We start from the raw sequence: 20,357 nt of genomic DNA, 5'->3' as shown, positions 1-20,357 counted from the left end.
ATAAGATTATTAAAGTGTTTGGGCGACCTCCCCAAGCGCTATAATATACTATACGGGCGCGAGAAAAGCATCCATCTATTGTAATAACTCTAAAATCCTTACCAACCCCGCAACGCTCATCTCTAGCACTATTTCTAATTTCCGATTTTACCACTTTTTAACTAAATAGTTATGTGTACGCCACTGGCAAAACTAGCAATCGGACTCTCTGCCACAATGGCAACAGGGTTCTTCTATTTGGCTGCCGCCCCTCCGGGTGCAGCACAGGTAGATGTGTGCGGGCCGGGAAACTTTTCAAGCGCCTGTAGCCCTGACAATTCCCCAAGCCCGGAAGCACCATCAAGCCCATCCATAGAATCTCTGCGCTCTGGGACTCTAGCATCACCCGCACCCGTACCAGACCCGGTACCGCAATCGCAGGTAGACCCATCGCCAACACCCATACCGACACCCTCGCCGAACTTCACAAACATATACACCAACAACTCCACCCCGCAGAGAGCAGCAACATCTATCCCAGAACCGGGCACTGTGGTAGCACTCCTAGTGACAGGTGCAGGAATCATCGGTTCCGGCAGAAAACGAAACAAGCAGGTCGGTCAGTCGCGATAGACCGATCGTGCTGCTAATTGTCAAAATCTCTCCGTTTCAAGAAGGGCGGATATTTTGGTATTTTTAGACAAATTTAAAAAAAGTTGTATAAATAATAACATTACAAGTCGTTGGCTGCAACTATATAAAAATAAAAATAAGATTGGTTAAGATTACAATAAAAAAATATTGTTATTGTTTGAGCGCCCGATGACCCCTAAAGTAGAAATTTACACTTGGAGAACCTGCCCGTTTTGCATTCGGGCCAAAGCACTGCTGAAGCGAAAAGGGGTAGATTTTACAGAGTACGCGATCGATGGAGATGCAGCAGCACGGGATAAAATGAGCGATCGAGCCAACGGAGGCCGCACCCTGCCCCAAATCTTCATTAACGACCAACACATAGGCGGCTGCGACGAACTCCACGCACTCGATGCTCGCGGCCAACTTGACCCGCTGCTGGCAACATAAACATTAGTCCATCGCTTGCCAAATTTTCCTCAAACCAATTCATAAGTGCCAACTGAAAAATGAAATTTGCATTCATCATCGATTCCCTCGCGCGACTAATTCCAGGACACGATACCAGCGTAGCGCTGATGGAAGCCGCTCAAGAGTTGGGTCACGAAGTTTGGGCGACTCAAGCCAACGAATTAAGCGTCATCGACGGCAAAACCTGGGCTACCCTCAACCGGGTAGCCCTAACGCCTGTAAAAATCGTAGAGGGACGCTGGGAAGCAGCTCAGGTGTGGTACGAAGTAGAACAGCCTACTTTCGGGCCTCTCGAAGCAATGGACGCAGTATTTATGCGGACAGACCCCCCTGTCAATATTCCTTACCTTTACGCTACTTACCTTCTAGACGGCATCGATCCCGCTAAAACTTTGGTAGTTAACAGCCCCAAAGGATTGCGCGCAGCCAATGAAAAAATGTATGCTTTGCAATTTGAGAACTCGATCCCCGAAACAATTGTTTCTCAAAACAAGCGGGTAATTAGGCAATTTGTTGAGAAAAAAGGAGCGGCAGTTCTTAAACCATTAGGTGGGAAAGCTGGCGAGGGGATCTTGTTATTGGAAGCGGGCGATCGCAATCTCAACTCCCTAGTCGAAATCAGCACTCAACAAGGGCAAATCCCAGTGATGATTCAGACATATCTGCCCGCAGCAAAAGACGGAGATAAACGAATCATCCTCTTAAACGGCAAGCCCATCGGCGCTGTCAACCGCATTCCCACCGGCAACGAATTTCGCGGCAACATGGCCGTCGGCGGCCGAGTCGCACAAACAGAAATTACCGATCGCGAACATCAAATTTGCGCTGACTTAGCACCGGTACTGCAACGGGACGGACTGTACTTTGTTGGCATTGATATCATTGGCGGTTATCTCACCGAAGTTAATGTCACCAGCCCTACAGGGATTAGAGAAATTGACTTGCTTGACGGCGTTAATTTGGGCAAACAAGTAATTGAATGGGTGGAGAAGGAAGAAGGAAGAAGGAAGAAGGAAGAAGGATGAGGGAAGAAGGAAAGCACGACACAGATTAGGACACACATACACTGATTAATTATCGAGCATCAGGCCGATGTTGAAATCATTAGTTATTGGTTAGTTGCTACCAATTCCCAATCCCTCCGCTTCGCTCCGCCCAATTCTCAATTCCCAATTCCCAATCCCTCCGCTTCGCTCCGCCCAATTCCCCATTCCCCATTCCCAATTATTAAATTATGTCAAAAATTGGCGTTGCAATAGTCGGTACAGGTTTCGGTCAAAAAGTGCACCTTCCCGGATTCCAGGCACACCACCGGACAGAGGTTGTGGCTGTTTACCACCGGAATTTAGACAAAGCTCAGGCGATCGCCAGCACCCACAACATCCCCTATGCTTGCAACTCGATCGCAGATATAGCAGCCATCCCAGAAGTAGCGGGAGTCAGCATTTCCACCCCGCCATTTTTGCATTTTGAAATGGCAAAAACCGTCTTGCAAGCAGGCAAACATTTATTATTAGAAAAACCGACAGCCCTCACAGCTTATGAAGCCAGGGAACTTTACCGATTAACAAACAGCGAATCTCAAACTAATGTTAACAACAGCGGTTCGAGAGCAATTGCCACAATGGACTTTGAGTTTCGCTTCATCCCCGCATGGCAAATGCTAGCAGAATTATTAGCAGCAGGATATGTCGGAGAAAACCGTTTAATTAAGATTGATTGGTTGGTGTCTGGGCGCGCTGATGCTGCTCGCCCTTGGAATTGGTACGCGCAAAAAGAGCTAGGCGGCGGAGTTTTGGGGGCGACAGGTTCCCACGTTTTTGATTATCTTAGCTGGCTGTTCGGGCCCGTGCAGAGGCTTTCTGGGCAATTGATTACAGGAATTTCGGCGCGACCAGATCCGAAGGATTCGGGAAATTTAAAACCTGTTGATGCTGATGATTCTTGCACGTTGATGTTGGAATTGGCCGGGGGAACGCCTTGTCAAGTTTGTTTGAGTTCGGTTACTTATCAAGGGCGGGGACATTGGGTCGAAATTTACGGTAGTAAAGGTACTTTGGTATTGGGAAGCGACAATCAGCAGGATTATGTCCACGGATTTCGTTTGTGGGGTTCCCAAGCTGGAGAACCTTTAGCTGAAATTAAGATTCCTCAAAGATTGGAGTTTCCTCAAGTTTATCCAGACGGGAGAATTGCACCGTTTATTCGAGTAGTGGATAGGTGGGTAGAAGCAATAGATGCGGGGAAATCTTTGATACCGTCGCTCAAAGAAGGAGTTTACTCGCAGTTGTTGATGGATTTGACTCAGGAGTCAAATGCTACGGGAACGTGGGTGGATGTACCGAATTTAGATAAATTTTTGGGCAGTAAGTAAAATTCAAAACTCACAAAGTAATGTCTCCCACTCGATCGCGCCCCAAACCCGATAAACTACGATATAGATAAACTCGATCACCCTTATATCCAGAGTTGTAAGATGGCGCGCCCTGAAAGTCCTTGCCTCAGTATAGCGATCGCTCGCCTGAGAACCGCTGGGGCAAACCATTTTGCCACTTGGGTTCTACAAGCTCCCTATCCCAGCGGGTACGTTCACCACGACTGTATGTGGCCCCATACCCTATCCCAATCCTGGAAAGCTTGGCAGGAAATGTTTTCCCCCTCCGGGACAATGCACGAATTGCCCCTACATCCTGATGGCAGTTTCGTCTCGCCGGAAAACAACCAGAATATACTCGCAGAAACTGAAAAACGAACCCCTAAGTCGCTACAGCTACCTCTACCGAAGCCCTCTGTGCCGCTTCAGCTCGGTCAAGGGGGGTGGGGCGACAGGGGCGAGCCGAACCTGCAGCAGCCACCTGCAAGCTACAGCAGCCGCCTGATGCAGCATTTGGGGATCGATCTTTGGCGGTGGCTGTTTGAAGGGCCGATTCAGGGCAGTCTGCAGGAAAGTAAAGGTATCGCGATCGGGCAAAATCTACCCCTGCGGGTTCGCATAGATTTGCGCGAACCCTATTTAATTGCTTTGCCTTGGGAAATTATGCAGCCTCAAGCCGGTCAACCGGCAATTTCTCTGTCGCAGCAATTGCTGTTCAGCCGCACTACCAGCAATGTCGAGCCTTTGCCGCCCCTGCGTCCTGCCGAGTCGCTGAACATTTTGCTAGTTTTGGGACAAGCAGAACCAGGCCGCGGTGCTAATTCTGAATTTTCTACGAGCAATAACCGTCATTTGCAGTTGGAAGCTGAAGCACTCGCCCTCGCTGGGGTTCTCGAAAGTGCTTTTCAAACCGACGACAGCGACAAATATTTCGATATCAGCGTTCCGACTCGCGTTGATACTTTGATCGAACCTACTCCGGCCGAACTAATTTCTCGGCTGGAAACGCAAGCTTATAACATTCTGTTCTACTCGGGCCACGGGATACCGGGGCCTGACGGCGGCTTGCTGTTTTTGGCGCCGGACACGACGATGAACGGTACTGAACTGGCTCAGGTTTTAGTTCGGTGTCGCGTGACTCTGGCAGTGTTTAATGCCTGCTGGGGAGCTCAGCCGGCGGTGGAGAGGCTGCACTCCAATAACGGCCAGCAACAGGCGATCGCCCGCAGCAGTTTGGCTGAGGTACTGATCCATCACGGGGTGCCGGCGGTGTTGGGGATGCGGGACTCGATCGCCGATCGCGAGGCCCTAAGTTTTATCCAAACTTTTGCTCGAGCTTTGGCCGGGCGGATGTCGGTCGATCGGGCCGTCGCCGTCGCCAGACAGCAGCTACTGACGCTTTACAAGTTCAATCAACCGGCTTGGACGCTGCCGGTGCTGTATATGCACCCAGAGTTTGACGGTGAACTGACTGAGCCGGTAGATGACCTGAAAACGGAATTGCCTCTAAATTCTTCTACTTGGCTGGGACGTTTGCCCTCTTGTGCTTACTTGCGGGGGCGCGATCGACCAAATGTCAAATCCACCGAATCAACCAATCAGGTTTGGCAGATTTGCGCCGGGATGGTTCGAGTCGGACGCTGGGAAGAAAACGACGTAGTGATTCGAGAACAGTGGGTTTCTCAGAAACACGCCGAGATTTTCTGCCGCAACAGCATCAGAGATAGCCGGGAAGAACCTAGCTACTTTTTGCGCGATTTTTCTCGTTACGGGACTTTAGTTTTGGGGGCCCAGGGATGGGTGAGAGTTCACCACCAAGAACTGCTGTTGCAATCGGGCACTCAGCTAAAATTTGGCAGTTCTCAAGGTCAGATTTTTGAGTTTACTATTGAGGTTCCAAAAAGTTCGGGCTACAGTGAGACTGATTGCGGAACCAATTAAGGTGCGGGTGTAGTTAATGAATGCGATCGAAACAGCAAACTTCTGAGCGTTAAGTCTCAAGTCTGAAGTTAAAAAAGTTACTCACCGCAGGCCGCTCGCAACTATCGCTTAGTAGAATCCACTTTCTGTACTTTCCTTGAAGCACTTAGGTATTACATCATGGCTACCCAATCTCCCGATTCTCAATATTTTCGCGACTCTCTCTCTCAGACCGAAATGGAACTGCTCGCCACAATTGTTCAGACTGATGTTGCCTATCCCTGGAATCCGGCACAGCTTGAATCAGAATCTTATTGGGCGGATTTAGAGCAGGAATTTTCACTGTCTGACTCTTTCAGCGACAGCGATATTGCCCTGAAGTCGGGAGTTTTATTCGCGCAATTAGAACAAGTTTGGCTTTCTAGCGCCCTGCAAAAGTCTTTGGGCGATAAATTTGCTGGCGTTCCTGAAGATTTTTTGACCCGCATCGCTCAAAGCGTCCAAAATGCAACTGTGAAGTATCAATCTTTAGCTGACCAAATGGTAGAGTGCGTGTTAAATATTTTGCCTCAGTGGGCTGAGGAAGATTTGCAGGTGTTGGCGCGTCCTTTGGCTTATGCCATGCGAGAGGGTGATTCGTCCGGGGTGGAAGCGGCTGTGGAGACTAAAAGACCTTGGGCGCAATTGTCGGAAATAGAACAGGCGAGAGTTGGTTTGACTGTCGCCCGCTATGCAATTTCGCAATTAGAAATTTCTGATTAGTTTTTTCACGGTTGGGTTTTATGCTGCGATCGCGATAATTTTTCAAATTAATATAAAATTAATCTACTTTGAGTTAGATGTTAAATTTGTCTAGTTGTTAAAACACCTGGATTGCTATAGTTTGATATAGCAATCCTATTCAATTTTTAGACTTGATTAGAACTGATACACAGGCGGTCAGAAACCTGGTTTTTTTTGACAAAAAATCTACGTTTTTAGCTAGAAATCGCGTAAAAACGGGTCTTCTGGATTGGCTGTGTAAACTGTATATAGCGGTTCTCACTTTTGTGAAAACCGCTATATCTCTGGCTGGGATTGTGAGGGCGACTGGGGTTTCGGAACGGTGGTTGCAATACTATGTGTTTATAAAAAATTAGGAACTGTAAAAAGACAAGTATAACTGAAGTCAAAAAAAAAGGGGGAAGCTAACAATTCAATGTGATGAAATGGTCATTTGTAGGTAATAAGCAGTAGATTGGGCTTGCCATTGATGCCTCAATATTCATAAATTCTAGGAGTATATATTGGCAAAAAAGATCGAGCTGGCGCTCAAGGATTATGGGATTCTTTGTCACCAGTTTATGGTTAATGTGCCGTAGGTTATACAGACTTTTGGAATGCCTCGGTCACATTTTTTCCTCAGAAAAAATACAAGAAAGTAGGAAATGAGACTAGTCTAAAAAACTATATATAAATATTTAATAATACGATGAGACAAAGAATATCTCGATTGGTGAGAAAAAATATTTCATTCTCTAAAAAACTCTCCAATCATATTGGCAGCTCTTTGGCATTTTATTCATGAGTATAACGCCAGTTTATGTATTAATGAAAGTCCTTAATTTTCCTTGCTATGCAGGACTACCTTTATGCTAATGGCAACGTTTTGAAACTCTACAAAAATGGGATATCACGATTATCCCATTTTAACTGGTATTTTATTTTTCCGCGAGTACCTTAGCATCCAAAGTAAGGAAGAACCATTATTTTTAGTCGATTCTATTGCACCTCATAACATCGGGAAGTGCTGTAATTCCCAATTACCGATTCCCAATTAGTCACGAACAATTAATTTTCGGTAGGAGGAGAAGGCGACACTTCGGCGGGAGAAGGCGCAGCTTCCGGCGACGGAGCAGCTTCCGGCGAGGCTTCGGCGGGAGCAGGCGCAGGAGACGGTGAGGGAACAGCTTCCGGCGACGGCGAGGCTTCGGCGGGAGCAGGCGCAGGAGGCGGCGACGGCGAGGCTTCGGCGGGAGCAGGAGCAGGAGACGGCGACGGCGAGGCTTCGGCGGGAGAAGGCGCAGGTTGAGGCGACGGAGCAGGTTGTGGCGACGGCGACACTTCGCCGGATGGTTTCGGTTGAGGCGAGGGCGACGGTTTGGTGGCGGGCGCAGGTGCCGGCGGCGACTGTTTGGCACCCGGCTGCGGTTTGTTTTGGCCGGCGGGTGGCTTCTCAAACTGGGGTTTGACTTCCGCAGGTGCTGGGGATGGCTGGCTTGTCGGACTCGGTTGTGTCGGCGCTAGGGCTGGCGGCTGCTGGCCTGTTGGTCGGGGACTGGCTGGGGCGGTGGATGGCGTTACAGGAATGCCGCGGCAAATTTTTTCGTCGTATTTAAACGCGACAGCTACCTGGTAAAGCTTGTGCGTGCTGGATGCTGGAAATGTCAGAGCTGGGTTGATAATCGCAGTTTTAGCCGTGTTGTCTAGAATACTGTAACCCGTGGGGACGATCGCCTGTGGCTCGGCTTTGAGCAAACCTTGAGGGCTGACAACTGCTCCAAAAACTGCGACTCCTTCGAGTTTTTGCGAGCAAGCAACAGCAGGATAAGCCACATCCACAGGAGTAGGCCCGGTCATTTCCAAGTCGGGATAAGCTTTTTTGAATTTCTCAAACAAAGCAACATAGGTATTTGCAGCAGCAAGCTGTGTCTCTCTGTCGCGGGGCAAGTTTGAACCGGGAACTCCCTGCTGTTCTAGCTGTTGCTGTCCCTGGTCAAATTGTTGCCTCCTGAGTCTTTCTTCGGGAGTTTCTGCAATCAGATTCCTTTTATTCGGATCTTTTTGAGTCAATTTTGGCCCTCCCTCGATTCCCGAATTCCTGCCGGCAATTGGAAATTCCGGCGTGAAGACTGGAGCTCCGTCTGGAAATAGCGGCAGTCCGCCTCTACTAGCTATGATTTTTCTGAGCGTTTCTGCTTCGTCTTCCGAAGGCCCGCCGGGAAGCTGGGGCGCTTCTGTCAGCGATGGTGGCGGTGGGATATTGCGATCGAAATTACCGGGCAATGGTGGAAAAATTACACTGCCGGGAGGCAGTGGCGGCAGGATAGTGGGTGTTGTCGGGGAGGGGATTTTGAGAGTTGGGGCTGGAGTTTTGGGAAGCGGCGGGGCTGTTGGGGCTGTTAAGGGGTCGAGAGAGGGAGGGAGAGGGGAAAAGAACCCTGGAGGGGGCATTCCCGGAGGCATGGCGGGCAAGTTAATGCTTGGAGGTGCGGGGGGTAAAGGCGGGGCTAACTTGGGCGTGAGGGGAACAGGAACAGGGGCGACGAGCGAAAACGGTGTATTGGAGGGCTTTGGTGGTATAGTTTGTGGCAAGCGCCCCGCTTGGGCCGGAGTTAATTGTACGAAGCCGACGGAACCGGGGATATTTTTGTTTGAGGAATTTCCACCATTCATTAAGTTTGAAATCGTCGGGGCACCTACTCCGAGGATTCCGTGAACGCCGACAGAGGCTAGGGCTGCCCACCAAAAAGGCTGGCGCACCGGTTCAGAAAGGGTGTTGGCTAGGGACGAAGAGTCTGTCATGACCATAGGGAATAAGTAATTGGTAACTGGTAATTTGGGAATTGATAATTTGGAATAGGAGGTTAATAGTTATTAGTTGATATTTTTTTATTTTGACCGATTTAAAAGCGGTTGTTCTGGAATTCAAAGGTATAATTTTAGCACGGTCGGCATTGAAATTGCCCGATCGACTTTGAGGACGATTCCGCTGTTTTTAGGCTGGAGGCTGAATGCTGTACCGGGTTTCTCAGTTATTGCTGAGAATCGTATTCGGGGCATCAGGCCATCTGGCGGATTCATAGAACTATTGCTGCTGGAGGTGATGGCACAGACTGCGCTGTTGTCATACCCCTGCTGTGGGCTGAACCAATTAAACACGATCGCTCGCACAGATCTATCGGCGTAACCGAATTGGAAACGCCATCACAAAAACTCACAACTCAAAATTCGGGGCTGTAGCTGGAATCTCAAAACTACTCCCTCGATTCACCAGCGATAGCGGTAATTTTTAAAAGGAGCTCCCTCAATGCTCAGCAAGTCGATCGGATAAATAGGAGCCCCGCTTGCCAGATACTGAAACATCTCCCGAACTTCCTCTCCCCGCAGCGACAACTGGTCTAATTCTTTGAGAGAATACCAACCAGCACACAAAGTATACTCGTCCGGCTTGCTCTTAGGCGGTGTTTTATCTTCAGGACGAGCCACAAAAATGACTCGGAGGCGCACGTTCCCCCTAGGCATCACCGTATGCTCTACCCTGAGAATTCCTTCCACGATCACAGAAATGCCCGCTTCTTGGACGGTATTGCGAACAGCAGCATCGAGCAAAGTCTCCCCTTTTTCCACCCGCCCTGCTGGGAGATACCACTGTCGATCGTACTTGCGCTCTTGTACCAATAGAAAACGGTCTTCTAAGTGAACGACAACTAGGGTAAAATACAATGTTGGAATCGGCTCGCGAGCCATAGAAGTAGATATTCCCCAAGCAAAAAGTTTAACCGGCGACAGGTGTTAGCCATCCAAAGAGTGCTTTTTCAAGCGTTTGTGAACTTGAAAAACATATCGTAGCATCCCCTGGCCACCAATCCAATAATCTTAAATATCAAATCCTACCACCCCGCGCCACCAATCGCCAATCGCCAATCGCCAATCTCAAATCTAGAATCTAGAATCGATGAGCCACCAATCCTAAAATCTAAAATCTAAAACTTGTTCGATCGCGAAGTCGAAAAATCTAAAATCGATCGTGCCATTGCCAACTCTGATTTTGCCTGAATATTTTGCTGCTGCTTCGGACTAGCGGGAATTAGAAAAATCTCTAGTCGATCGAGGTTTTCCAACTGTAACAGTACCTCTGAGCAAGCGAGATGGGTTGCCGACTTTTGGCGGGCGGTAGATAGTGCCCATTTTGTGGCATATCGATCGCGCGGGAACATCTGGTGTTTTGCATTTATAGTGCGAGTTCGCGACATCTCGCACTACAATCAAAAAAATGCTTTTTGCAAAACACCAGATGCTCCCGATCGCGCGGTTAAACAAATATTACAGCAATACGGCTGCCAACAGATATATCTCATCGATGAAACTTCGCGTACAAGTCACAAACCATCTTTAAAAGCATCTGCGTTAATCAGTGTTGCATCTGCCTCACATTTGCGGTTGTTCTATCGCTCGAAGTCTCAGGTTAATGCCCCTAACGCGAAACTGGCGGCGGCAAAATTTCAGCCTCTTTTACTATTTCTGCTTCTTTCAAAACAGGCTCTAAAACTGGATCGGGAATCGGCACTTTCTCGACTACCTGATGCTTTTCTAAAGTTAAGCGAGACTGCGACCCACCAGATAATCTTTTTAGCAATTTCGGTGTTGGATCGTGCAGCAAATAAATAATTCGATCGCCCGCTTCCCAAATTTGGGCGGCAGACACTACTTGCAAGTATCCCTGTCTTTCCACTAGCAGCGGCGCTAATTCCCCGCCTTGCACCAAAGCTTCCAAGTGAGCAATCTGAAACTTCAATCCCTCACTTCTTAACTCGGTTTCGCCCAATTTTACTTCGCTGTTGTTCAAATATTCATTCCAATCCTTCAGCGGCAAATCGGAGACAAAAGCTTGATTGATTTTATTCTGATTTGCGGGCGCATTTCCCTGCGGATCTTTGGGAAACATTGCTAAAACCCTCGGCGGTGCAAATTCCTCGGCTGCTCGTTGAGCTAACACTAAGTTTACTTCACCGTTGTTAGTCATTGCCAAAAAAGTTCCCATCGAATCAAGTCCAGCTTCTTCTAAAATGCTGTGATCCAGGGCACTGCTTAAGAACACTCGCAAACCTGCTTTTTCTGCTTGTTGGCAAGCTTCCGGGTCTGTGTCGATAATGGCGACAGATTCTCCCCGTTCTTGAAACAAGCGAGCAATTAATCTGCTCAAAGGATTTGATCCCACAATCACGGCACCGGTAGCTGATTTTAAGGTGATGTCCAAAATTTTAGCGATCGGGCCTGCAGTCAATCCCTGTAAAAAAACTGTGATAATTATTGTGAGGAAAACTAAGGCTTTAATTGAATCCCCGCCGGTGACTCCTCGCTGGGTGAGCAAAATTGCAAATAAAGAGGCGATTGAAGCGGAAATAATTCCCCTCGGCGCTACCCAACAAGCAAATAATTTTTGCCTCCAGTTTAGCCCGCTGTTGATGGTGCAAAGCCAAATGTTAATTGGTCTCACTATCCACATTAAAGCTAAAACTGTAAACACACTCCCCCAACCGAGGGCGACCACACTTTCGAGTGATAAATCAGCCGCCAGCAGCACGAAAAGTACGGATATAGAGAGGACTGTGAGCTGACCTTTAAACCTCCTCAGCAGCCTTTCTTCCGGCACTGAAGCGGCTCTGAGCACTATGCCCGATAGTACGGCCGCCATCAGTCCCGATTCACTGGTGATTTGTTCTGAAATCGCGAATAATCCCCACAAACCGGCTAAAACTACTAAATTTTTGAGGTCTTCTGACAGGAATTTCGCTCGTTTGAGAATGAGGCCTAGCAGCCAACCTCCGGTAACTCCGATAACTGTGCCAACACCAAGCCGCACCATTAAATCTCTGAACAAAATCAGCAAGTCGGTATTGCCGTTTAAAACCACGTTCAGTACCAATACTGCCAGAATCGCCCCAACGGGATCGACTAAAACACCTTCGCCTTCTAGCAAGGCGGCGACTTTTTTGTCAACGGATACTTGTTTGAGCAAAGGGCCGATGACTGTCGGGCCTGTGACGACTACTAGAGAAGCATACAGAAAGGCGATCGGCCAGGGAAATTCCCCCAGCCAGTGCGCGGCCATTCCGCCACCAATTAGCGTAATCAAAGTGCCGAAAGTAACTAAATTGCGGATGCTTCCAGAAACTTTGCCCAAGTCTCGCAATTCTAAATTCAAGCCGCCTTCAAACAGAATTAAGGCTACGCAAAGGGATACCATAACTTCCAAGCCGTTTCCCAACAGACTGGGATGCAGGATTCCCAAGCAATCCGGGCCTGCTAAAATGCCGAACAGCAGCAAAAATACGATCGCCGGAACTTTCAGATAAGCGGCCAGAACTTGAGCGCTGATGCCACAGGTGACGGTCATGACCATCAACAGGGTGATGTTAAAGGGGGTTTCCATAGATCTAATTATGACAGGCTGCCCTATCCGTTTTCAAAGTGCGATCGGGGGTTATGTGATTACAGGCGCTAGATTTTGCGCCCCTACAAACTCGGCACGACCCTAGATTTTTGCTAATAAGATTAAAAAACCTTAATATTGGCTATAACTTTATCAGATAATTCTCTTAGCGTCAAAGATGCCAGTAGCTCCTTCTGAAAGTAGATTCCCAAAGGCTGAAAGTTGAAGGCTTTTAGGCTCAATAGCTAAAATTAGGTTATAATTCGGCAAATATTTGATAATTCCTGAGAATTACTAATTCCCAATCTGTACCTCGCACAAATAAGATTGATTGGTATAGTAGTTCTAGCAAAAAATGAGGCATCCAGCCAGCTATTCCTCAATCCCTCAATCCCTCAATCCCTCAATCCCCAATCTAAAACTTGTACGATCGCGACTTGTGATCCAGCGTCTTTTTCTGAGCGTAGTCGAAGAGAGTCGAAGCAAGCCGCAGTATCTAAAATCGACTGACTTCTCACCTTCTTTAAAAAGGGTATAGTTAGGAATAGGGGGCTCTGAAAAAATGGTTTAATCTCTGTTTTTTCAACGCTTGAAAGGCAGATATCAGTTAAATCGGACAATTGGGACAGCAGGCTTGAGTTGCAAAAACATTTGATTGATGGATAAACCGCAGATTTCAAGCCGATTAACACTGATGGACGCAGATATTTTTGTGTCGCAGCTAATCTAAAATTTTGTCTTTGTCTGCGAAACTGCGATCGAGTTTACTGAAATTTATATAATCACAAATTACTGTTTTGAAGTAAAGCATTTGTCCGCAATTTTTGAGTAAAGCATCCTAAAATAGAGGTAAAAACTTGACTTTGGCGTCAAATTAAGGCACTATTTGGACTAGGACTAGCTTGATAACGCTCAGTCCCTAATTATTTTTTTGCAGGGGAGATTGTGCAAGTGAACTTCGATCGCATAGAACCTGGCATTGGTCAAGAGTCTGTTTGGGATTACCCTCGTCCCCCTCGCCTTGAGGAATTGACCAAACACGTACAGATTATTTTTAATGAAGTGACGATCGCCGACACGCGACATCCTCAGCGGGTGTTGGAGACAAGTCACCCTCCAGTCTACTATATCTCCCCCGAGGATATCCAAATGCAATATTTGCACAAAACTTCACGGGGCTCATGGTGCGAGTGGAAGGGACAAGCAGGTTATTACACTGTGACGGTGGGAGAAAAGGAAGTAGTAAATGCTGCTTGGTTTTATCCCGAACCCAATCAGGTTTTTGCAGCTATTAAAGATTATGTGGCTTTTTATCCTAGCAAGATGGATGCCTGTTATGTGGACGGAGAATTAGTGCAAGCTCAACCAGGAGATTTTTACGGCGGTTGGATTACTAAAGATATTGTCGGCCCGTTTAAGGGAGGAATGGGAACTTGGGGTTGGTGAGAGAATTAGTTTTGAGTTTGGGAATTGGGAATTGGGAATTGGGAATTGGGAATTGGGAATTGGGAATTGGGAATTGGGAATTGGGAATTGGGAATTGGGCTATCCTCACCACGCTTGAGAACCGCTATAGTGGTGCTAACAACCTAGTTTTTGCAAAAAAATCGGTTGAAAGCCTTCTCATTGTCAGGCGAAAGAAACAATTAATTGGGTGCATCTGGTGTTTGGCATTTGTAGTGCGAGCGGGGACGCTCGCACTGTAAAAAAAATCCTTTTTGCGATGCAGGAGATGCTCCCCGATTAATTTCCCTCGCAGGCCATCTTAAAAGCGATCGACTATCGGGTAACTGTCGTTTCGTCAACCCGAAGACTTGGTTGGGCTGCGCTATTCTAAAAATTCGCTGGCTGAAGTCGCCCTCAACTGTCAACTCTTGAAAAGTATGGGGGTTAATATTCTCCAGTGAAATTTCACAGTTAAATACGATCCATAATTTAACTGTTATACAATTACATGAATATCAATTAATGAATCAATAGACTCCTGAGATAAGCGACATTTTTTTATTTTAATTCACAATACAACCAGTTATAGTATATTAAGTTAATCTCGAAAAAATGTTGACAGTAGATTTGTTCCTGCTTTATAGTTGATTTTGGATATGCGCTGTGTTTGCTAAATTTATCACGCCACCCCTAGAACCCGAAAAACTACCTAAAAATTTATCTTTAGAGTCTACTCTTAAAGATCTAGCTGTATTTAATGTTCAGGTTCAACATTCATGTATTGCCAAAGATGTAGCTCGGTTGTTTCAGTCTCACCCGCTGCTTCCGGGAGTTATCTTGACCGTAAATGGCGAATTTTTAGGGATGATATCTCGCAGGCGATTTACGGAACGCATGAGCCGCCCTTACGGAGTAGATATATTTGCTTGCCGACCGATTGCGGCTTTGTATCAAATAGCTAAAACCGATATTTTGATTTTACCAGGAGTCGCCCTAATTGTCATGGCAGCTCAGCGAGCAGTGCAGCGACAGCCGGAACAACTTTACGAACCGATTGTCGTGCAGTTAGAGCCTCAAGTTTACCGACTGTTAGACGTGCATCAAGTGTTAGTAGCTTTATCTCAAATCCACCAACAAGCTACTTGGTATATTAGCGAACTTTATTATAATTTATCTGTCACGCAATCGGAGTTAGAAGCAGCAAATTCTCAATTAACAGCAGCTAATTTGGAATTGTATCGCCTTGCAAATTCAGATGGTTTAACTCAGGTTGCTAACCGACGATGTTTTAATGAATACTTAGAGGAAAAATGGCAAAATCTGGGAGAAGAAGCAGCAGAAATATCTTTAATTTTATGCGATATTGACTTTTTTAAGACATACAACGATACTTACGGACATCAGGCGGGAGATGCTTGTTTGCAACAGGTAGCCAAAACTATTGTTGAGGCGGTAAATTACTCAACAGGCGAAGTTTTGCGGGAGACGCTGGTGGCTCGTTACGGAGGTGAAGAATTTGCGGTAATTTTACCCCGAACTTCGTCTGAAATAGCTGTTTGGATTGCAGAGCAAATTCGAGTCAGGGTGAAAAAACTTGAAATTAAAAATATTAAATCGCCAAACTCTGGTTATGTTACACTGAGTTTGGGAGTATCGAGTACGGTACCTCAACTGGAAATTTCAAAAAAAGATTTGATTGAATCTGCAGATCGTTCGCTTTATGAAGCTAAAGGCCGAGGGCGCGATCGAGTAATGTTAGGTAATATCAAATTAGATAAGTAGAAGAGGTTGAGTTCAGGAACATTTGGCTTATGGAATTGCAGGAATGGCAAAACTTGAGCGACGAAAAAAAAAATCGCTACTCACAGGAATTAGCAGCACATCTGCCACAGTCAGTAATTTTTAAAGGTTTGCGATTTTACCCTGATGGTGGCAGCGAACTCTCTATTGCCATTTTCGAGTATGGAGGAGCTTTATTTTCTCTGATGCCAGGGGGTGAGGTTCAAATTGGATGCGAAGTCGGCAACTTTCGCCCGACAGACGAGCAAATTGAATCATTTCAAGATACTGCCGAGGTGTATGAGATCGATCGAGATATATACTCTTACGTCCAAAGCGTCACTACACCTCCTCGAAAGGTGACATTTTCGCCGATGCTTGTAGAAATTAAACCAACAAAAATCGGTCTTGAGGCAATTAGTTCGGAGTCACTTAAAATCCAGAATTTATTAAAAGAGTTTCCAGACAGGCAGAGGATGATATGTAACGATAGATACGGATTCGATCGTGCTGAGGATGGCTCGATTGAGGCTTGGCAAATTACGAGCAAAACGCATGAAGAACTCGCGACTGAATTGGCGACTGAAGGACTGCGCTTGCTAACTTTCGACGAATGGGAGTATGCTTGCGGTGCCGGAAGTACCACTCTATTTCGCTGGGGAGACTTAAATCCTAGCGATTGCTACCCAACTGACAAGGCAGCCGACTGGAAACTCCACTTGCAGCCCAACCTTTTGGGACTCCACATCGCTCAAAATCCTTACGATGGCGAGGTAATTAGCGACAAACATACAGTCCGAGGCGGAGACGGCGGATGCTCCATTTGCGGTGGACATGGCTCTTTTTTTGGTTGGTTGCCACTAGCAACTGCCTACTGGGAAACCGATGCACTTGAGTGGTTGGATGAAGACATTAGGGGAAACCTCATGCGCCGCATAATTCCATTACCCTAACGCTGATTCTGGCTTTTTCTTCCCTATTCTTCCTTCGTGTCCTTCGCGTCTTCGCGGTTCAATCATACTAATTCTTCCTGCCCAAAAGTAGATATTTGCAACCGATCGTCCCAGTTTACAAAGTCTCGCACCAAGCACGCTCAGCCGTCCAGTGCCTGTCCGAAGATTCATAAATCCTCACACCTTCCAATCCTGCAGTTTCCATCATTGTCTGTATTTCAGCCAGAGTAAAAGCCGCGTGCAGCGAATCGCTGAATAACTGTTTTTGATGCGAGTTGCAATCTCCCGCATACATCTCAACTAAATTATCCCTGATTGCTTCATCTTCAGGTCTGAACAAATCCCGCAAAAATATTGCTCCATTCGGTTTTAAGACTCGTCGAACTTCGCGCAAAAACGGCAGCGGATCGGGCAAATGGTGGATAATGCTGTTAGAAATCACCATGTCAAAATAATTGTCAGGGTAAGGCATTGCCTTAGCATCAATTAATTCGAGACTAATTTGCGATCGCACATTCGCCTCAGACACATTTTCCAGTCCTAATTTCAGCATATTTGCCGACATATCGATGCAAGTCAACTCCCAAGCAGGGCGCATTTGAGCAATGGCGATCGGGATTCTCGCCGTACCAGTCCCAGCATCTAAGATTTTCCCAGACATCGGCCCTAATTTGATCGCACTTTTAGCAAAAGCCGCATTCACCTCAGTAAAATCCATCGAGTCATACTCAACAGCTTCTTCCCAAGAATCCATAACCTCCGGCTCTAGAACGCGCTGCATAAAACCTGTCCTACTGTCTGACATTTCCACCAGATACGAACCGAGCTTCGCCTGCAAAATTTCGACCAACTGCGGTTCCATATACTCGTAATTATCGGCGATTTGCAGACAAATAACTTTTTTGCCTTTAAGACTTGCGGGAAACTTGCTAGCAAGTCGATCGCCATGCTTCTTCTCCATCACAAATATCAAATCCGCCCAACCCAGCAAACCCTCAGTCACTCTAATTCTGGCACCTTTTTCCGTTCCAGCCGATCGCACACTCAAGCCGCCAACATTCTCGCATATCTTCTCGGCAGTTAAACTTCTCCACTTATTCCGGCTGCAAACAAACAATATCTTGGTATTATCCACAAATTTAAAAAGCAAAATTCCATCTTATAACGGCTCGATCGCGTTGTGAGGTATGCCCTGTTTTGCCGATGCCCTATGCCCTATGCCCTGTTTGGCCGATGCCCAATAAGCGACACCTAATCTTTCTGATAAATGCTGCATCTGCGGTGAAAAATCCTCATCCAAATTCCCCCACCGCACCTTCAATATCACAAAAACTGTATCTTGTCAAATCCGCCTAAATTTTCGTTATAATTCTTAAACTAGAAAATGCGTATTTTGCATAGCAAAGTTGTATGAATCGCATTAGTTGAGTTCGTTTATTCTACGATTTTAAAAGGTTTCAGCGTCTAAGTACAAAAAATAGTTATAGCACCGCTTGAGTATCGGAATTGTATAATAGCTCAAACGGCGCAAATTCGTCAAGTAAATGAGAATGGAATCAATAGTCAAGGGGGCCTATTTTTGGGGTTTTTCGGAGATTGATTGAACATTTAAAACAAGATTAGTTGTTTGATTATTTTTGCTTATCCAACAGCCTTGAGTTGTGCCGATCGCCCTCATCGCCCTCAAAAATAGAAATACGCTCGCTCTCTGCTAGAATTGATAAAACGAAGTCGTTATGAGTTTGACTAAAAGCTATGACCGAACAAACCGTAGAAAACTTAGTGATTATCGGCTCAGGCCCCGCAGGCTACACCGCAGCCATCTACGCCGGGAGGGCCAACCTGAAACCCGTAGTGTTTGAAGGCTACCAAGCGGGAGGCGTCCCCGGCGGTCAACTGATGACCACCACAGAAGTCGAAAACTTCCCCGGCTTTCCCGAAGGCATCACCGGGCCGCAACTGATGGATCGGATGAAAGCTCAAGCAGTACGCTGGGGTGCTCAATTATACACCGAAGATGTAATTTCTGTTGATTTAACGAATCGTCCATTTACAGTGCGATCGGAAGACCGAGAAATCAAAACCCACACCATAGTAATCGCTACAGGCGCAACAGCAAAAAGGTTGGGTCTGCCTAGCGAACACGTATTTTGGAGTCACGGCATTTCTGCCTGTGCGATTTGTGACGGCGCTACCCCAATTTTTAAAGGAGTTGATTTAGCAGTCATCGGCGCGGGCGATACCGCAGCGGAAGAATCTATTTATTTGACAAAATACGGCTCTCACGTAAATATGCTGGTGCGGCGCGATCGAATGCGTGCCAGCAAAGCCATGCAAGACCGAGTGCTGAGCAATCCCAAAATCACCGTGCACTGGAACACCGAAGCTGTAGATGTTTTGGGAGTGCCCGGGAGCAAAATGGATGGGTTGAAAATTAGAAATGTCGAGACGGGCGCTGAAACAGATTTGCAGGTGAAGGGATTGTTTTACGCGATCGGTCACACTCCCAACACTCAACTGTTCCAAGGTCAGCTAGAACTCGACGAAATAGGTTACATCGCCACCAAACACGGCACGGTAGAAACTAGCGTCGAGGGAGTTTACGCCGTGGGCGACGTGCAAGACCACGAGTTTCGCCAAGCCATTACTGCAGCAGGTAGCGGCTGCATGGGGGCGATGCTAGCAGAGCGTTGGCTATCGGTCAATGCTTTAACCCAGGAATTCCATCAAACCGAGGAATCCGAGCAGCCAGCCTCTGCGCCGGAAGCTCCAAAAGTCCGCAAAACCGATGAGAATTTTGATATCGAAGACACGCGGCATGAAGGAGGTTATGCTTTGCGGAAGTTGTTCCACGATAGCGATCGACTGATTGTGGTCAAATACTCCGCTCCGACTTGCGGCCCTTGTCACAGTCTCAAGCCGATTTTGAGCAAAGTCGTAGATGAGTTCGAGGGCAAAATTCACTATGTGGAAATCGACATTGAAGAAGATCCAGAAATTGCTGAAAATGGTGGCGTGACTGGTACGCCGACGATTCAGTATTTCAAAGACAAAGAATTGGTAGTCGAACTCAAAGGAGTTAAGCCAAAAAGTCAGTACCGCGAGTTAATTGCCAGTAATTTGTAGGACTTACTCGCGGGTTGCTAGAAACCGGGTTTTTCACGAAAATACCTGTTGTAGCTCGATAACCCACAAAAAAACCCGGTTTCTTGAGTCACAGCGGGTAGTTAGTATTCGGCGACTAAGGGAGAGAATTTTTGACTGTTGCGGATTTTTTCGCCTAGGTGCTACTAAAATCGAAAAGTCTCATATTTGTCGATCGCAATTATGGCAACCGCGCCCGACACTTAGAAAATTCTTAATTGCTAAAACCCTTTCATCCCTCTTCCTGATGACGTTGTACGGCAAGCTCGGAGGCGACAGGAAAACATGACTAATGACTAATGACTAATGACTTCTTCCCTCTTCCTTCTTCCGACGGACTTACATCCGTTACATCCGTTACATCCCGTAAATTGCTCGTTGCCGAACTTCCTTCTTCCTTCTTCCTTCTTCCTTCTTCCTTCTTCCTTCTTCCTTCTTCCTTCTTCCTTCTTCCTTCTTCCTT

General features: G+C 46.8%; 17 protein-coding genes. 10 read left to right on the top strand and 7 right to left on the bottom strand.

What is annotated here, in order from left to right; translation table 11 throughout:
* Positions 1-233 precede the first annotated feature (233 nt).
* Positions 234-566, bottom strand: a complete 333-nt coding sequence (locus tag QUB13_RS23805; protein WP_333385661.1) for a hypothetical protein — start codon at positions 564-566, stop codon at positions 234-236.
* Positions 567-801: 235 nt separating this feature from the next.
* Between QUB13_RS23805 and grxC the strand changes: the two genes are divergently transcribed.
* The 5 genes from grxC (at position 802) to QUB13_RS23780 (ending at position 6,139) form a co-directional block, all read left to right on the top strand.
* Positions 802-1,062 carry a glutaredoxin 3 gene (grxC, locus tag QUB13_RS23800; protein ID WP_333087844.1) on the top strand — a complete coding sequence of 87 codons (261 nt, stop codon included), beginning with the start codon at positions 802-804 and terminating at the stop codon, positions 1,060-1,062.
* Between the two features lie 59 nt (positions 1,063-1,121).
* On the top strand, positions 1,122-2,108 hold the full coding sequence (gene gshB, locus QUB13_RS23795; RefSeq protein ID WP_333385658.1) for a glutathione synthase: 987 nt from the start codon (positions 1,122-1,124) through the stop codon (positions 2,106-2,108).
* Positions 2,109-2,317: 209 nt separating this feature from the next.
* On the top strand, positions 2,318-3,457 hold the full coding sequence (locus tag QUB13_RS23790) for a Gfo/Idh/MocA family protein (RefSeq protein WP_333385653.1): 1,140 nt from the start codon (positions 2,318-2,320) through the stop codon (positions 3,455-3,457).
* Between the two features lie 102 nt (positions 3,458-3,559).
* Positions 3,560-5,398 carry a CHAT domain-containing protein gene (locus QUB13_RS23785; protein WP_333385650.1) on the top strand — a complete coding sequence of 613 codons (1,839 nt, stop codon included), beginning with the start codon at positions 3,560-3,562 and terminating at the stop codon, positions 5,396-5,398.
* Between the two features lie 159 nt (positions 5,399-5,557).
* The gene (locus tag QUB13_RS23780) at positions 5,558-6,139 is read left to right on the top strand and encodes a hypothetical protein (protein WP_333385647.1); all 582 of its coding nucleotides are present in this window, start codon (positions 5,558-5,560) and stop codon (positions 6,137-6,139) included.
* 1,068 nt (positions 6,140-7,207) lie between these two features.
* Here the strand turns inward: QUB13_RS23780 and QUB13_RS23775 are convergent.
* The 4 genes from QUB13_RS23775 to QUB13_RS23760 all read right to left on the bottom strand — a co-directional run bounded on the left by QUB13_RS23775 (position 7,208) and on the right by QUB13_RS23760 (position 12,572).
* Positions 7,208-8,941 (bottom strand): hypothetical protein, encoded by a 1,734-nt coding sequence (locus QUB13_RS23775; RefSeq protein WP_333385644.1) that lies wholly within the window; start codon positions 8,939-8,941, stop codon positions 7,208-7,210.
* Between the two features lie 465 nt (positions 8,942-9,406).
* Positions 9,407-9,886 carry an NUDIX domain-containing protein gene (locus QUB13_RS23770; protein WP_333087834.1) on the bottom strand — a complete coding sequence of 160 codons (480 nt, stop codon included), beginning with the start codon at positions 9,884-9,886 and terminating at the stop codon, positions 9,407-9,409.
* 236 nt (positions 9,887-10,122) lie between these two features.
* The gene (locus QUB13_RS23765) at positions 10,123-10,356 is read right to left on the bottom strand and encodes a hypothetical protein (protein WP_333385641.1); all 234 of its coding nucleotides are present in this window, start codon (positions 10,354-10,356) and stop codon (positions 10,123-10,125) included.
* A gap of 257 nt (positions 10,357-10,613) precedes the next feature.
* A complete protein-coding gene (locus QUB13_RS23760; RefSeq protein ID WP_333385639.1) occupies positions 10,614-12,572 on the bottom strand; it encodes a cation:proton antiporter in 1,959 nt (652 codons plus the stop codon).
* A 951-nt stretch (positions 12,573-13,523) separates the two neighbouring features.
* Here QUB13_RS23760 and QUB13_RS23755 point away from each other — a divergent pair.
* From QUB13_RS23755 to QUB13_RS23740, 4 genes are all read left to right on the top strand, one after another.
* Positions 13,524-14,018 (top strand): DUF427 domain-containing protein, encoded by a 495-nt coding sequence (locus tag QUB13_RS23755; RefSeq protein WP_194066609.1) that lies wholly within the window; start codon positions 13,524-13,526, stop codon positions 14,016-14,018.
* Positions 14,015-14,278: a hypothetical protein gene (locus tag QUB13_RS23750; protein ID WP_333385635.1), complete on the top strand. Its 264-nt coding sequence runs from the start codon at positions 14,015-14,017 to the stop codon at positions 14,276-14,278. Before QUB13_RS23755 ends, QUB13_RS23750 begins: the two co-directional genes overlap by 4 nt.
* A gap of 403 nt (positions 14,279-14,681) precedes the next feature.
* Positions 14,682-15,800, top strand: a complete 1,119-nt coding sequence (locus QUB13_RS23745; RefSeq protein WP_333385632.1) for a GGDEF domain-containing protein — start codon at positions 14,682-14,684, stop codon at positions 15,798-15,800.
* Positions 15,801-15,829: 29 nt separating this feature from the next.
* Complete coding sequence (locus tag QUB13_RS23740; RefSeq protein WP_333385629.1) at positions 15,830-16,750, top strand: hypothetical protein; 921 nt, start codon at positions 15,830-15,832, stop codon at positions 16,748-16,750.
* A 115-nt stretch (positions 16,751-16,865) separates the two neighbouring features.
* On the opposite strand, the gene QUB13_RS23735 is transcribed toward QUB13_RS23740, so the two are convergent.
* Both QUB13_RS23735 and QUB13_RS23730 read right to left on the bottom strand, forming a co-directional pair.
* Positions 16,866-17,885, bottom strand: a complete 1,020-nt coding sequence (locus QUB13_RS23735; protein WP_333385626.1) for a methyltransferase domain-containing protein — start codon at positions 17,883-17,885, stop codon at positions 16,866-16,868.
* A 24-nt stretch (positions 17,886-17,909) separates the two neighbouring features.
* On the bottom strand, positions 17,910-18,077 hold the full coding sequence (locus QUB13_RS23730) for a hypothetical protein (protein WP_333385623.1): 168 nt from the start codon (positions 18,075-18,077) through the stop codon (positions 17,910-17,912).
* A gap of 428 nt (positions 18,078-18,505) precedes the next feature.
* Between QUB13_RS23730 and trxB the strand changes: the two genes are divergently transcribed.
* Positions 18,506-19,876, top strand: a complete 1,371-nt coding sequence (gene trxB, locus QUB13_RS23725; protein ID WP_333385620.1) for a thioredoxin-disulfide reductase — start codon at positions 18,506-18,508, stop codon at positions 19,874-19,876.
* The last annotated feature ends 481 nt before the right edge of the window (positions 19,877-20,357 follow it).

The organism is Microcoleus sp. B4-D4, from assembly GCF_036705185.1.
Taxonomy (GTDB): Bacteria; Cyanobacteriota; Cyanobacteriia; order Cyanobacteriales; family Microcoleaceae; genus Microcoleus.
The sequence above is the reverse complement of the archived record's forward strand: the minus strand, read 5'-3'. Positions and strand labels throughout refer to the sequence as shown.